Here is a 14067-nt window from a genome sequence, read left to right as displayed (position 1 = left end):
CCATCAGGCCTGTTGAACGGGCTCAGGACCGCCAGCCGCCTGAGCCTCCAAGGCCTTTCGCAGGACGTCCACCTGCTCCCTCAGCCTGTTCTCCTCCAGGCACTTCTCCTTCAGGTCACCCTCCATCTTCTTCACCTGGGAAAGAAGGTCTTTGCGGGTCCTCATGAACTGGACCTGCCTGAAGACGTAGAGGATCCCCACGATAGTGGCTCCGGCCGCGGTGGCGCCCAGTATCACCAGGGCAAGCGAGATCCCGTGAAGGGTCCAGAACAGAAAGTTCACATCCACCACCAGGGCGTTCTGTATGGCGAACATCGCTACAATCAAGGCAAAGAGCAGCACCAGGATCAGCCTGTACATATGGGCTCACTCCCAATCCACACGAGTCTGGAATCCCGCTATTTGGCTACTTCTATAGTACTCAGCGAGATTCCTCTACAGGCCGCGTGGACTGGAGACCTACTTCGAGGACTCTTTTTGTAGGATTCGTGCGAGATCTTCCTTTTCCAGCTCCTCCAGGACGTAGAGGGCACCCTCAGCTCGCCTCGCCAGCTCGTCCAGGAATCCCCTGTTGGGTTCCAGCCCGACACAGGCGAAGTCCACCCGGGCCTCCGGGATCTCCTCCGCTGACGCCAGGGCGTCGGCCACGGGATTGGCGGTCCTCAGGGCAACCGTGGGTATCCCGTCAGTGATCATGAGTATGAGGGGGTTTCTCGCCCTGGCCTCCTTCATGTACTTCACCGCCGCCAGTATGCCCTGGGCCATGGGGGTGAGGCCCTGGGGCACGATGGCCCCCAGCCCCCTTTCGGCCTCATCGAAGCTCCTTGTGAGGGGAACCCTGATGTCCACGCGACTCTCCTGGAAGGTTATCACCGCCATCCGCCCCTTGCTTTTGAGCAGAAGGTGCCTGGCCAGGTACTTGCCGGTCCTAATGCGGCGCCCCGCCATGCTGGCGCTGGCGTCCAAAAGGAGGCATATGTCAGAGTATCTCCGGCTCTTATAGTGGACCACCCACAGGTCCTCTGGCAGTATGATGATACTCCTCTCCGCGCACCGGCCCGCTGAGGAAATCACCGTCTCAGCCACTGCCAGTTCTTCTGCCCACTCACCGTCCACAGCCTTTGCTGCCCTGGGTCCCGGACCCCGCCTCCCCTGGCCCTTGCAGGGCTTCCCCTGCTGGCAAGCCCTGGGCACGGCGCCCCTGGGCAGGCGCCTCACTATGCGGCGGAGGTGCATCTCCATCTCCTTCCGGTGAGTTCGCAGGAAGTTCCTCAGGGCTATGCCCTCCTCCGTGAGGCGGTACGTGAGGCCGTCCCTCTCCAGGAGCCTGCGTACCCTGAGGGTTTCTATCACATCCCTGGGCACCGGGGCTGAGCCCGTCTCAGCCTGCCCACCTGGCCCGAAGGACTCCAGGGCATGCTGCAAGTTGGAGGCACCGTCTACCTCCTCGGCCAGCTCCAGGGCCAGCCTGAGGTTGTGGATATCCTGGACTTGGCGAGGGGAAGGCGTGTTATTTCCTTGCCTGAGGTTGGAGTCGGAGGTGGCCCTGTAGTGGGAGAGCTCCTCGGGCGTGGGTTGTGCCTGGATATCTCGCCTGACGCGTTCCACCTTGCGTATGTGGAGGCCCTGCCTGGACACCTCGTCTTCTACCGCTGATACCAGGTAGAAAAGGACACCCAGGCTCTCCTGGCCGATGCCGCAGGCCAGGTGCACGTGGTTCATGTGGGCCCTCTTCAGGCTCTCCAGCCTCCCCCCGTGGAGATGCCCGGTAATGCGCCCCCCTCCGCCACCTGTTTGGATGTCTATCAGGTCTGCTGAGACCTCACCCCCGGTGTCGCCGCGGTAGCGAGCAATGGCCTCGCGGCATGCCCGGGCCAGGGGCTGGGGAACTACCAGGCCCACGTCGTGAAATATATCCAGGTGGATTATCTCGCCAGGATTCGCCCGCCCGTAGAAGGTCCCCCCAGCGTCACACCGGGGGAGCACCCTTACCTCCTCGGGCACGGAGGGGTCTATGCAGTGGACGAAGTAACTGGCGCAACACGCCTCCCCTATTCGCACGGCGCCCCTGTGGAGACGCTCCCTGAGCCCCGCCGCCAATCCTATGAGCTGCCTCACCGTGACATTAGCTCCTCTTCTCCCCTGAGGACCTCGTCAGAGCGCAGCTTGGCCAGGGGGCACGCAAGAAGCGGCGGGCACGTCAGGGGCACCGAGGCCGAGGAAGAACCCATGCCGGACATCCCTGGGTGATCGTTGCCCGGTGAGGAGCGCCTGTTCCCCGCCCCGGGCTGGCCCTGGCCTTCCCCGTTGCTGCCCGGGAAGAGCTTGTTCCTCAGGTCCGTCACCATGCGGTGGAGGGATCCCGCAGGCTTGGCCTCCTTGTCCTGGCTCTTGGCCCGGGCGCCTTGGGGCCCAGGTTTGGCCCCAGCCACGTCTTGGTTATCGTCCTTGGACTCCAGGAGGCGCTCCACTATCTTCTCCATGGCAGATAGGTCCACCCGGTGCTTCAAGACCAGGGGCACCACCGCCGCCAGGTGGTCCAGCCTCACCTCCCGGCTCCTCTCCAGCGCTGCCGTCAGGCGGGAACAGGCCTGGAGTGCCTCTACCGCCCTGAGGCTCTCCAGCTGGAACTCCACGTAGAGCCCGGCTATGACGTTTCTTATTGCCCACGGGAGGTGAACCTCGTCGAGAAAGGCCAGGGCCGCCAGGAACTCCTGGGCCTTCCTGGAGTGCTCGCCAGGGGCTGCTGCCTGGCAGTCACGGAGGATGTCTAGGACGCAGCCGGCGTCCGAGGGGCGCTGTGTGCCCACCCCTAGGTCGAACCTGTCGGAGAGCTGCTTCCTGATATCCTCTAGCGGGCCGGGGTCTTCATCCGGATTGGACGCCGCCCAGACCGAGACGGTTATAGGCATGGTCACCGGGGGCAGGCCTGTCTCCTCCACCTTGATGATGCCGGGCTTTGTCCCCATGACCCCCAGGAGTACGTCGGCAATCTCGGGCGCTGTCTCCGCCAGGCGGTTGATCTCATCGATGAAGAGTATGCCACGGTGCGCCTGGGGTATGGTGCCCGGCAGGAGCGCCGCGTCCGGTTGCGACCTGTTGGTGATGCGAGCCAGGTCCAGGCTTCCCACGGCAGTACCCATCTTCACTGAGGCCGAGATCTCCAGGAAGGGCATGGGGCATGCCTCAGTGCCCAATTCCTTCAGGGTCTTACGGTCAAGACCACGATGGTCAGGGCAGTGGGGTCTCTCTGAGTCGCAGTTGTAGAGGCAGCCCTTAACCCGGGTAATGGGGGGAAGCACTGAGCGGGCCGCCCGCATGATGGTGGTCTTCCCCGTGCCCCTGAGCCCCTCGACATGGATGTGAAGGGGAACGTTCTCCAGCGTGGAGACCACGGACATGTCAATGGCCCTGAATAGCGCGTCATTGCCCTCATGGCGTATGAGGGCCTGGTACTGTCGCATCATAGGTTGTCCCTCCCGTGCCTTGTGTTTCTGGCAAAGTGTAGTATGTCCCGGCGGAAGGGAGATAAGAGGACTTGCGGGGGGATTTGGATGCTGGAAAAATCTTGCCTGGCCTGGGTGAGGCTACCGGCAGGGGTTCACATGCACCATGACACCGGCCACCTCGGGGATTGCGATCATGACCGCTGACTTCACGCTTGAGGCAACGTCATGGCCTTCCTTGACAGTGATCTGTGGGTCCACGCAAATTGCCAGGTCAACCAGGAAATCAGGGCCCATTGGGCGGATCCTGGCGGCATCCACCCTGATGACGCCGGCGGTCTCGGAGGCTGCCCGGCACACACGGTCCAGGAGGGGCAGGTCGGTCACCTTGTCCATGAGGTCATCCACAGCGCTGCGGGTTATGTCCCAGCCCATCTTGACTATGAAGCCGGAGACCAAAAGGCCGGCCACAGGATCCAGGTAGGGCATCCCAAGGCGTGCAAGTCCCACCCCGGCCAGGACCGCCACGGAGGAAACGGCATCCGAGCGGTGTTCCCAGGCGCTGGCTAGGATGGCCTTGGAGTTCGCCCTCGTGGCCAGGCGAAACTTGTAGCGGAACATAGTCTCCTTCACCACGATGGATATCAACGCCATCCACAGGGCCAGGACCCCCGGGGCAGCGTAGTTCCCCGCCCTGAGCTGCCCTATTGCCGAAAGCCCGATCTGGAACCCTGCCAGGACCACTATAATCCCTATGATCTTGGCGCCAACGGGCTCGGCCTTGCCGTGCCCGTAGGGGTGACAGGTGTCAGAGGGCCGGTTGGCCACCCGGACCACCACCAGGAGGGCTATGGAGCTTGCGAAATCCGCCAGGGAGTGGAGCCCGTCGGCCAGCATGGCGTGGGAGGATGCCAGGGATCCCGCCGCCACCTTGGCGGCACCTAGGAGCAGATTTCCCATTATCCCCACCAAGGCACCAGTCTGGCCTTGTCTGAGACGTTCTTCCCGGAGCACGGCCATCCCCCCACAAGAAAAGCGGGCTTCGCTGTGGAAGTCCCGCGGTAGTACCGCTGCATATGCCCGGCCAGAAGAGGCTTGACCTCATTATTTAAACTATCACATGCTCAAAGGTTTCACAAGATCTCTCTTGGGTAACATTCTTAGGTGGGTTGACACGGAGCCTCGCACGAAGGAGAGCCAAGATACCGGCGCTGCGACCCCCCGAAGGAGCTGGGAGTTCGGGGCCACAGCAATGGGGCTCGTCGGTATTGCCAAGTCCGCTACCGGCGTTGGGAGCGTGAAACCCCAGGGCCGGGGCCCCTAGGCCAGCGGTACGACATTGGAGCCTGTAGTCCATACAAGGTTTTCTGCCATCTTGTGATAGGTACCCTGGACAGGCCCTGGAGGATGTCCCTTTCTTGCGGACACACCGGTGGCCGCCCCCAAAGACCCCCACACCCGCCGCCAGGGGGGGTGTCGTTCCCGCCGTCGCCTACCATGACCACGACCTTCCCTTCCTCTATGAGGACCTGTACCATCCCGGCTTACTCGTGGGGGAGAGCCCCCCGTAAGGAAACGCTGGATCCCCATCTGCTCCGGTACCTTGGCTGCCACGTGGCTGTCCCCGGTGAGCATCACTACTTCAATGCCTGGTATAAAGGGCCAGGCGAGGCAATAAAGAGATCCGCAATCTAAACAGGTCTCTGTCCCGCAAAGAGAAGGATTCCCAAAACCGCGAGAGAGCCAGGATCGAACTTGCCAGGGCACACCGGATCGCCCTGGCGAAAGAACTGGCTGAAAAGTACTCGCTGATCTGCGTCGAGGATCTGAACCTCAAGGCGATGAAAAGACTCTAGGGTACAAAGATCTCCAGTGCGCCAAGACTGGAGCGGCGGTAGTCGAAATCCCCAGATTCTATTCATCGTCTAAGACCTGTTTCTATTGCGGCCACGTATTGGATGATCTGTCTCTCACTATGAGAGAGTGGACCTGCCCGGTATGTAGCGCAAAACATGATCGGGATCTGAACGCTGCCCGGAATATTTTCAGGGTGGGTGCATCCGACCCTTGGGGAGAAGGAGTAAGACCTGCTTCGGCGGGCGTCCTTCCATGAACCGGAATCCCTCGAATTCATTCGTGGGCGACCCTTGCGGGCTGGAACACTGTGGGCTTCGTGGCTGTGAGAGCCTGAGGCAGTCTCACGGCGTCCAGGCTCATACATAGTGGTTCCCTGGTGGCTATGCTGGGTTTGGTGCCGGTGGTCGCCATGCTAACCCGTGGGGCGGTTAGCCCGGCTAGACTGAGGACAGGCCTTTCAGATAAGTAGTCTTTTCCATTGAGCCCTCGTATCTTCACTGGAGGGGAGTTGGAAAAACCGGGCGCGGCGGCCCTGAGGGGATGGGGAGGCCGGATCCAACCGGCCTCCCTGCGGTCGCCAGTCGATTGCCAGTTCTCAGGCCCTCCTCATGACACTAGCCCCTCAAACCGAGCCGTACCTGGCGGTCCGCTTACCAACACCCTGGGACTTGGTGTTGGCAAGCGGCGTCTTGGCCAGCTCATAGATGAGAGGCGTCACAATCTTGCCCGTGATTTTGAGCTTCTCCAACTTCACCATGGCAATGGTATCCAGGTCTGTGTGGAGAATGTCCCCAAACTTCTCAGTTTCAATGCCCCACATGTCATAGGGATCCAGGTGCCAGTTCCACCATTCGAAGTAGGCCACGGGAATGCCTGCAAGACGGAATGCGACGTGGTCACTCCAGTCCCCGGTGAAGCCGCCCCAGCTGGTGTCAGGGGTGGTCCTAATATCCAGTCCCTGCCGGGTGCCAATGGCCAGCGCCATATCCCTAACCCATGTCTCGCCCTCGAGGCCTGCATACACGTAACAGTAGTCTCCAATGCCCACCATGTCCATGTTGATGTAGGCAACCGTCGACGCTATCTCTTCCTCGCTCATCTGTTCAACGTAGTGCCTGGACCCTCTGAGACCTACCTCTTCAGCCCCCCATGCTATGAACTTGATGGTGGCATATGTGGGGAAGTCCTTCAGGAGAGAGGCTGCCTCCAGCATGACCCCTACACCACTGGCGTTGTCGCCGGCACCCTTACCCCTGGCCACGGAATCGTAGTGGGCGCCCACTATCAACGTTACAGGCCCACGCCCAGGCTTGACTGCCACCACGTTCTGTGAGTTGCCAGTCACACCCTGCCTAACGTAGGAGAATGGCTGGATATGGACCTCTAGTCCCAGGGCCTCGAACTCCTTCTTGACGTACGCTGCCGCTAAGGCTTCGTTTGAGCCCCCTGCCACCCTCGGTCCGATTCCCTCCGACAGGTAGTATACATGGTCCCACGCGACCTCCCCGGTGAAGTACTGGGGGAGCACCTTGTGGGCAGCCTTCGCCTGCTCCGGCAGGGCCACCGCGGGCACCGCCAGGGCAACACACAGCAGAACAGCAACTGCATAGCCTGCCAGACCCTTGCGAACCAACATCACCAATACCCCCCGTACTGTGGTCTCCGCTGGACACTCGTTAAAACACCTGCGCGCGGCATCCCCCCCTAACGGTTTTCCCAGCACCAGGGGAACCCGCTCAACAGTCGCAAGGCTCCCCAGATCCTAACGCCAGAGGTCCTTGAGTATGTCCTCCAGGTTGGGCCTCCCGATCTCCTGCAGCTCGTACCTTACTCGCACTGCGGGCTTCTGCATCTTCGCCACGCGTCTCAGGTCGATGGGTGTTGCCGCCACCACCAGGTCAACGGGGCAGGCGTTGATGGTTTTTTCTAGCTCGGCCACCTGCGCGTCCCCGTATCCCATGGCGGGGAGCAAGGGCCCCATATGCGGGTACTTGGTGAAGGTCGCCTTGATGCTGCCCACCGCATAGGGCCTGGGGTCTAGGAGATTGGCGGCACCGAACTTCCTGGCGGCCATGACCCCCGCACCGTAGGCCATCTCACCATGGGTCAGTGTGGGCCCGTCCTCGATGACCAGCACCGCCTTGCCCCGGATGGCATCGGGGTCGTCCACGGTCATGGGTGAGGCTGCGTCAACCACTCTCGCCCTGGGGTTCAGTGAAACTATGCTCTCCCTGACCCTTGCCACGCCAGCGTAGTCCGCTGTGTCTATCTTGTTGATGACCACCACGTCCGCCATGCGGAGGTTAGCCTCCCCTGGGTGATACCGGGTTTCGTGTCCCGGCCTATGGGGGTCAGCCACTACCAGGTAGAGGTCTGGCACGTAGAAGGGCAGGTCGTTGTTGCCTCCGTCCCACACCACCACGTCCGCCTCGGCCTCAGCCTGCCTGAGGATGGCCTCGTAGTCCACGCCAGCATACACCACGGTACCCGCATCGATGTGGGGCTCGTACTCCTCCCTTTCCTCGATGGTGCACTTGTGCTTGTCGAGGTCTCCGTAGGTGGCAAACCGCTGGCACACCTGGACGGACAGGTCTCCGTAGGGCATGGGGTGACGCACAACAACGGGGACCTTGCCCATATCCTTGAGGACCTTGCATACCCTGCGCGTGGTCTGGCTCTTGCCGGACCCCGTCCTCACGGCACCGATGCCGACTACCTTCTTGGATGACTTCAGGCCCGTGCTTCGTGGGCCCATCAAGACGTAGTCCGGTCCCTTGGCAAGGGCCCTGGAGGCCTGGTGCATCACGAACTCGTGAGACACGTCGCTGTAGGCGAACACCACCTGCTGGATGCCGTGCTTATCTATCAAGGTCTCCAGGTCCGCCTCGGCGAAGATGGGGATCCCGTCCGGGTACATGCGCCCGGAGAGGGCGGGCGGGTAGAGTCGCCCTTCGATGTCCGGGATCTGCGCAGCAGTGAAGCATACTACTTCGTAGGCGGGGTTATCCCTGAAGAAGACATTGAAGTTGTGGAAGTCTCTCCCCGCAGCCCCCATGATGAGCACTCTGGTCTTTGTCAAGTTCGATACCCCTCCGATTCTGTGAAGTTGGATGTCCTCGTCCACGTGTCCCTGCGGCGATGCGTTCATCACCTCCGTCCTCCAACTCTAGCCACATCTTTGAGGGCTAATACATGGCGCAGAATATGGCGTTGTCAACCTGGCCCCAAAAGCCCTGTGGGTGCGCCCTGAAGACAGGATCTGTGCCGAAGAGTGCCACCAAACCCCCCTTTTCCTCGTGGAATTGGATGCCCGGCGTGAAGACCGTCTCTCTCAAGAGCATCGCCACCGCACACTCGGTTTCTTAACCCCACGTCTATCTGGGCCGCACCTCTCGATAAAGCCAAGCAGTCACCGTCCCCTTGCCACGCAGACATTAATCGAGTTCACCGGAACCCCCTATGACTGCTCTCACGGTTAAGTGTGCCAGGCGCGTTAAAATCATCAGGATCCCTGAATTAGTATGCCAAAAATTGCCTTTTGGTGGCAATCTAACTTCTGTATGCCCGCGGCCGATTCCTTCTGGCCCTGGCAAGAAAGTAGACTGCCCACTCCAGGCCCAAGATGTCCGCTGTAAATACAGGAGACGCCGCGCTCATCTCTATCATTCCCCCTTGGGGAGGGAACTAGGCCGCAGAGCGAGGGCACCCATCCCTCGGGTCAGACCCTGTTGAGATAGTGATCTACCTCCCACTTGTGAACGCAAGTCGAGTAGATCTCCCACTCGATTCCCTTGGCCTCAAGGAACCGTTCCATAATGTGATCCCCCAGCACCTGTCGCACCAGCATGCTCTTCTCGGCCAGCTCCAATGCCCTTCCCAGGTCCCTGGGGAGATCGGCGATCCCAAGGCGTGCCCTCTCCCGGGCATCCATCCTGTACAGGTTCCTGTCAACAGGTCTGGGCGGGAGGACCCCCCGGCTAATGCCGTCTAGGCCCGCCCCTAGCGTGACGGCGAGGGTCAAGTAGGGGTTTCCCGCAGGGTCAGGGCTCCTCAGCTCCACCCGGGTATCTGGGCCCCGGAAGGCGGGCACTCGTACCAAGGGGCTCCGGTTCCGCTCTGACCAGGCTACGAAGACCGGGGCCTCATAGCCTGGTACCAGTCGCTTGTAGGAGTTCACAGTGGAGCACACAACAGCGGTGTAGGCTTGGGCATGTTCCATTAGTCCCCCGATGAAGCACAGGGCCTCCTGGCTCAAGGCCATGGGCTGGTGCTCGTCCAGGAAGGCGTTCCTGCCGTGGCGCTCCAGGGACATGTGCAGGTGCAATCCCGAGCCCGAGAGGCCCTGGACTGGTTTGGGCATGAAGGTGGCGTGAAGTCCATAGAGACCCGCGATCCGGCGCACCACCAGGCGAAGGGTTGCTATGCGATCTGCCGTGGTGAGCGCGTCCGCATGGGCAAGCCCTATCTCGTGCTGCCCTGGGGAACTCTCGTGGTGCGAGGTCTCTACCTGGAAGCCCATATCCTGCAGGGCCATGACCATGGCGCGGCGGGTCTCCTCTCCTATCCCCGAAGCGGCATAGTCAAAATAGGTGCCTTCATCGGTGGGGACCGTGGTGGCAAAGCCGTCCTCACCCTTCTTGAACAGGTAGAATTCCGCCTCCGGCCCTACCCTGGCACCGAAGCCCATCCGGGCTGCGGCATCCACCTGGCGCTTCAGGGCAAGCCGTGGGCATCCCTCGAAGGGCCGCCCATCTGGGTGGAAGACATCGCAGTGAAAGTGCCCTGTCACACTCCCGTCCTCGGACCTCCACGGCATCACGGCGAAGGTGGATGTGTCCGGAACCAGGCGCATGTCTGATTCCTCCACCCGAAACCTTCCACGGCCGAGCCGTCGAAGGCGACCTCCCCGTCCACCACTGCCTCTGCCCTGCTTTCGGGCACTGCCACGCTCTTAACGGTGTCCAGGATGTCGCTGAATTGAAGGCGTAGGAATCGAATATTCGCCTCCCGGATGACGGAGAGGATTTCCTGGCCGGATCATCCCAAGCAACTCACCCCTCAAACTTGTGATCCGAAGTAGAGTTTCACGTCCTCGTATCCCCTGTGCTCGATGGACTCCGCCAAGGTGGGTTCCCTGGCAGGCCCTGAGGCAAGGATCTCCCGGATCTGGCATAGGGAGAAACCCTCCCGCACCATGTCCCTGACGGCCATGAGGACCTCAATGTCTTCCCGGCTGAATTGCCGGTGCCCCCCTGGGGTGACGCCAGGTCCAACCGGGCCTTTTTCCTGGTAGTACCGGATCTGCCTGGGCGTGAGGCCCGTGATCTGGCTGGCCTTTCCCTTTGGGCACTCCCCTCATCCCTCCTCCCGTTCCACTAACCATCATATTCACAGGGCTCGTGGTCTTGTCTCTCTGAGTTTCCAGCACCAGTAACCCCAGAACTGACAAGGACAGGCACCAAGGGAGCGGGCCGGCGTAAGATGGGGCAAGAGAAAAAAGGATTCTGCCAACACTTGGGGTCCGTGGGAAATCAAGGCCAAAGGGGGAGTGGAGAAGGCCATATTCAGAAGGGCACTCCAGGGGCTGCTGCCCAGGCCCATACTCAACCGCAGGAAGACACCCTACCCCAAGACTCACAACCCATCCTACATGGCCATGGCCAAGCAGCGGTTCCAGGCCATCCTGGAGGATCACGTGTCACCCCTGGTGCCCTTGATTGACCAGGGGCACGTGCAGGCATTGCTGGCATCCGAGGATACCATCCACTACCCCTGGTTTGGGCAGCTGATGACGAAGGCCCATCTCTTCGTTTACCTCATCCAGTGTGACACGTGGCGGAGGGAGTACAGGGCTACTCTAGTTTGAATCCAAGGGGCACTTGCACGTCCTCTGATCTCGAGAATGGCCTTGTACAGACCCGAGACCCTGGTACCAACCCGCCCTGAAGCACGCCAGGCCCCGGCCGAGGCCGGGGCCTAATGTCTACTAGTAGGGTCTAGGCCTTGGCCGACTTCGCCAGGGCCTCCCGGTTCTTCCACCACACCCAGATGGGGCTTGCCACTAACAGCGAGGAATAGGTGCCACTCACTATGCCGACAATGAGGGCCAGGGCGAAGTCCTGTGTGGTCTTCCCACCGAACACAAACACGGCTCCCACGGCAAGGAGGGTGGTGAGGGATGTGTTGATGGACCTACCCAAAGTCTGGTTAAGGCTGTTATTTACCACTTCCTCTAGGGACTCCTTCTTCCTGGACTTCAGGTTCTCCCGGATGCGGTCGAATATGACGATGGTGTCGTTGATGGAGTAGCCGATGATGGCTAGCACTGCCGCAACGAAGGAACTGTTGACCTCCATACCCAGTATGGAGAAGACACCCACCACTATCAGCACGTCGTGCGCCAGGGCAACAATGGCGGCCACCGCGAACTTGAACTCAAACCTCAAGGTTATATAGACGAGCATCCCTGCCACAGCTATCGCCAGGGCCAGGAAGGCCTTCTGGGTCAGCTCCCGGCTGATGACACCCTTGACCTCCTCGATGCGGACCACTTCGAACTCGGAAACCTCGGACTTGAGGTCCTGGGTCACCTCCCGGCGGAGCTCCTCCTCCAAGGGCCGGGTCCTGATTATTATCTCCCGCCCGTCCGCGCTGGCCCGCTGGATGACGCTGTTACCAAGCCCGTGCTTGGCCATGACCTCCCTGATGGCCATGGTGCTGGTGGGCTCCTGGAACTTGAGGTCCAAAAGGGAGCCGCCGGTAAAGTCGATCCCCAGCCTCATCCCGTAGCCTGGCAAGGCAATGAAGGCGAGGCCTACCAGGATCAGGACCAGGGACAGGGTGAGCCAGAGCCTGCTGTGACCCATGAAGTTTATCGCCCGGGGCCTGATCATAACTTCACCCCCAACAGGAGCCTTGCGTCTTTCGCCCACCGGCTCCCTATCATTAGCCGCATGAGGTACTTCGTGACCACTATTGCCGTGAGCATGCTGGTAACCAGGCCAGTGCTTAAGGTCACGGCAAACCCCCTGATGGGCCCAGCTCCCAGGTAGAAGAGAACCACTGCGGCGATCAGGGTCGTGACGTTGGCATCGACAATAGCCCTGAAGGCCTGCCTGAACCCGGAGTCCACCGATGCCCAGGCAGTCTTGCCTTGCCGGAGTTCCTCCTTGATCCCCTCAAAGATGATGACATTGGCGTCCACCGCCATGCCAATGGAGAGTATCAGCCCGGCGATGCCAGGCAGTGTCAGGGTGGCGTTGATGGCCGCCAGCACCGCGAGGACCACCATGGTGTAGACGAAGAGCGCCAGGTCGGCCATGAGGCCTGGCAGCCGGTAGTAGGCCAGCATGAAAAGGAGCACCGCGCCAGTGCCAATGCCGGCCGCCCGGAGGCTTCGCGCCATCGAGTCCTCCCCCAGGGTACCGGAGACCGACCTGTTCTCAACGATCTCCAGTTTCACGGGAAGGGCACCGGAATTCAGCATGACGGACATGGCGTAGGCCTCCTCCGGGGTGCTGAACCCGGTGATCTGGGCGCTTCCGTCCAGTATGGGTTCGATGACAATGGGTGCGGAAATGACCTGGCCATCCAGGAGGATGAATATCCTGCGCTGGACATTGGCGGTGGTAGCCTCGGCGAAACTCTTGGCCCCCTCGGGGCCGAGTTCCAGGGTCACCACGTACTCCTCAGCCAGCTGGGTCCTCCTGCCGATGTCCGCCCTCTTGAGGTCGTTGCCGGTGATCACTGTCTCCCCGGCCTCATCCTTGAATTCGAGGAACGCCGGGCGACCGATGACATCCAGCGCCTGCTCCACCTCGCTAACGCCTGGAAGCTCCACTATGATCCTCCGGGCGCCCTCGCGCTGGATGACAGGCTCGCTCACCCCCAGCTTGTCTATGCGCTCCCGGATTATGTCTACGGACTGGCGCATTGCTGCCTCATCCACCACCATGTCGGGGGTGTCCTGTGCCTCCAGCACCACATGGATGCCTCCCTGAAGGTCAAGACCCCGGTTGATCCTGTTGTAGACCGGGTCGGGACCGAAGAGGCTGTAACCGAAGAGGAACACGATGAGCGTAACCACCGTGAGAAACATGAGCCGGGCCCGGCCTACCCGGTCGGCCTTCCGGTAGATGAGAACGAAGATGATGATGGCGACCGCGGCTATGGCCACGGGAAGGATCAGGGCACTGGGGTCCAACATAGGTCGCCCCCTTCCGAGGTGTTGGCACGTCCACAATTATATCGCCTGTGCTGGATTATTGTCAAACGCAGTCAGGGCTCGCCTCCCTCTCAGACTCGAGCACACGGGCCCACTGGGGCAGCCTTAAATCACCCTCCACAGGCGCGATGAAGGGCTTTATGTCGAGCACGGGGGTACCATCCAGGGCATCAAGACCCTGGACCGTGAGGACGTTTTCCTGGCGCGTCTTGAGCCTGACGGTCTGGATGCCCAGGCGGTTTGGCCGCTGTGGGCTCCGGGTTGAGAGGACACCCACCAGGGGCAGGTCCCCCCGGCCCTTGGGATGCACCTTCAGGGGGCCTCCAGGGGGTGCCCGGTGAAACCAGAAGATCACTACGATGTGGGAGAACTCCTCAATCCCCTCCAGGGCGCATGAGAGGGCCTCGGATACAACCACCCTGGATATGGCACTGGCCCAGCCGCCTGGGGGCCTTTCCTGAAGCCCGTTTTCCACATACCCTATGGGGCAAAGCACCAGATCCTCCACTGCCTGTCCCCCCTGGCTCCCTTTGCGCGCAC

The 14067-nt window shown here is 61.2% G+C and carries 12 protein-coding genes and 2 pseudogenes; 2 read left to right on the top strand and 12 right to left on the bottom strand.

Annotated elements, in window-relative coordinates; all coding sequences use genetic code 11:
• Positions 1–3: 3 nt before the first annotated feature.
• From AB1576_11200 to AB1576_11185, 4 genes are all read right to left on the bottom strand, one after another.
• Positions 4–360 (bottom strand): LapA family protein, encoded by a 357-nt coding sequence (locus AB1576_11200; protein MEW6082312.1) that lies wholly within the window; start codon positions 358–360, stop codon positions 4–6.
• Positions 361–459: 99 nt separating this feature from the next.
• Positions 460–2118 carry a VWA domain-containing protein gene (locus tag AB1576_11195; protein MEW6082311.1) on the bottom strand — a complete coding sequence of 553 codons (1659 nt, stop codon included), beginning with the start codon at positions 2116–2118 and terminating at the stop codon, positions 460–462.
• Entirely contained in the window at positions 2115–3467 is a 1353-nt protein-coding gene (locus AB1576_11190; protein MEW6082310.1) for a magnesium chelatase, read from the bottom strand. Before AB1576_11190 ends, AB1576_11195 begins: the two co-directional genes overlap by 4 nt.
• Positions 3468–3587: 120 nt before the next feature.
• Positions 3588–4460 carry a cation diffusion facilitator family transporter gene (locus AB1576_11185; GenBank protein ID MEW6082309.1) on the bottom strand — a complete coding sequence of 291 codons (873 nt, stop codon included), beginning with the start codon at positions 4458–4460 and terminating at the stop codon, positions 3588–3590.
• 799 nt (positions 4461–5259) lie between these two features.
• Between AB1576_11185 and AB1576_11180 the strand changes: the two genes are divergently transcribed.
• On the top strand, positions 5260–5559 hold the full coding sequence (locus AB1576_11180; GenBank protein ID MEW6082308.1) for a zinc ribbon domain-containing protein: 300 nt from the start codon (positions 5260–5262) through the stop codon (positions 5557–5559).
• Positions 5560–5925: 366 nt separating this feature from the next.
• Here the strand turns inward: AB1576_11180 and AB1576_11175 are convergent, their stop codons facing one another.
• The 5 genes and pseudogenes from AB1576_11175 to AB1576_11155 form a co-directional block, all read right to left on the bottom strand.
• The gene (locus AB1576_11175) at positions 5926–6939 is read right to left on the bottom strand and encodes a M20/M25/M40 family metallo-hydrolase (GenBank protein ID MEW6082307.1); all 1014 of its coding nucleotides are present in this window, start codon (positions 6937–6939) and stop codon (positions 5926–5928) included.
• 126 nt (positions 6940–7065) lie between these two features.
• On the bottom strand, positions 7066–8358 hold the full coding sequence (locus tag AB1576_11170; GenBank protein ID MEW6082306.1) for a cyclic 2,3-diphosphoglycerate synthase: 1293 nt from the start codon (positions 8356–8358) through the stop codon (positions 7066–7068).
• Between the two features lie 130 nt (positions 8359–8488).
• Positions 8489–8638: a hypothetical protein gene (locus AB1576_11165; GenBank protein MEW6082305.1), complete on the bottom strand. Its 150-nt coding sequence runs from the start codon at positions 8636–8638 to the stop codon at positions 8489–8491.
• A gap of 383 nt (positions 8639–9021) precedes the next feature.
• Positions 9022–10328: pseudogene (gene glnA, locus AB1576_11160) on the bottom strand (type I glutamate--ammonia ligase).
• Positions 10329–10361: 33 nt separating this feature from the next.
• Positions 10362–10631, bottom strand: a pseudogene (locus tag AB1576_11155) (MerR family transcriptional regulator).
• A 202-nt stretch (positions 10632–10833) separates the two neighbouring features.
• Here AB1576_11155 and AB1576_11150 point away from each other — a divergent pair.
• On the top strand, positions 10834–11169 hold the full coding sequence (locus AB1576_11150) for an asparagine synthase-related protein (GenBank protein MEW6082304.1): 336 nt from the start codon (positions 10834–10836) through the stop codon (positions 11167–11169).
• Between the two features lie 130 nt (positions 11170–11299).
• Here the strand turns inward: AB1576_11150 and secF are convergent, their stop codons facing one another.
• From secF to tsaA, 3 genes are all read right to left on the bottom strand, one after another.
• Positions 11300–12196, bottom strand: a complete 897-nt coding sequence (gene secF / locus AB1576_11145) for a protein translocase subunit SecF (protein MEW6082303.1) — start codon at positions 12194–12196, stop codon at positions 11300–11302.
• Positions 12193–13509 carry a protein translocase subunit SecD gene (gene secD / locus AB1576_11140; protein ID MEW6082302.1) on the bottom strand — a complete coding sequence of 439 codons (1317 nt, stop codon included), beginning with the start codon at positions 13507–13509 and terminating at the stop codon, positions 12193–12195. The genes secF and secD overlap by 4 nt, the downstream gene beginning before the upstream one ends.
• Before the next feature lie 61 nt (positions 13510–13570).
• On the bottom strand, positions 13571–14035 hold the full coding sequence (tsaA, locus tag AB1576_11135) for a tRNA (N6-threonylcarbamoyladenosine(37)-N6)-methyltransferase TrmO (protein ID MEW6082301.1): 465 nt from the start codon (positions 14033–14035) through the stop codon (positions 13571–13573).
• Positions 14036–14067 lie beyond the last annotated feature (32 nt).

It is taken from the genome of Bacillota bacterium (assembly GCA_040754315.1).
Taxonomy (GTDB): Bacteria; Bacillota; Sulfobacillia; order DUSP01; family JBFMCS01; genus JBFMCS01.
The sequence above is the reverse complement of the archived record's forward strand: the minus strand, read 5'-3'. Positions and strand labels throughout refer to the sequence as shown.

Excerpts from the sequence above, each read along its gene's own strand:
- AB1576_11200 (MEW6082312.1), bottom strand. The coding sequence starts at position 360 with ATGTACAGGCTGATCCTGGTGCTGCTCTTTGCCTTGATTGTAGCGATG.
- AB1576_11190 (MEW6082310.1), bottom strand. The coding sequence starts at position 3,467 with ATGATGCGACAGTACCAGGCCCTCATACGCCATGAGGGCAATGACGCG.
- AB1576_11175 (MEW6082307.1), bottom strand. The coding sequence starts at position 6,939 with ATGTTGGTTCGCAAGGGTCTGGCAGGCTATGCAGTTGCTGTTCTGCTG.
- AB1576_11170 (MEW6082306.1), bottom strand. The coding sequence starts at position 8,358 with ATGGGGGCTGCGGGGAGAGACTTCCACAACTTCAATGTCTTCTTCAGG.
- secF (MEW6082303.1), bottom strand. The coding sequence starts at position 12,196 with ATGATCAGGCCCCGGGCGATAAACTTCATGGGTCACAGCAGGCTCTGG.
- secD (MEW6082302.1), bottom strand. The coding sequence starts at position 13,509 with ATGTTGGACCCCAGTGCCCTGATCCTTCCCGTGGCCATAGCCGCGGTC.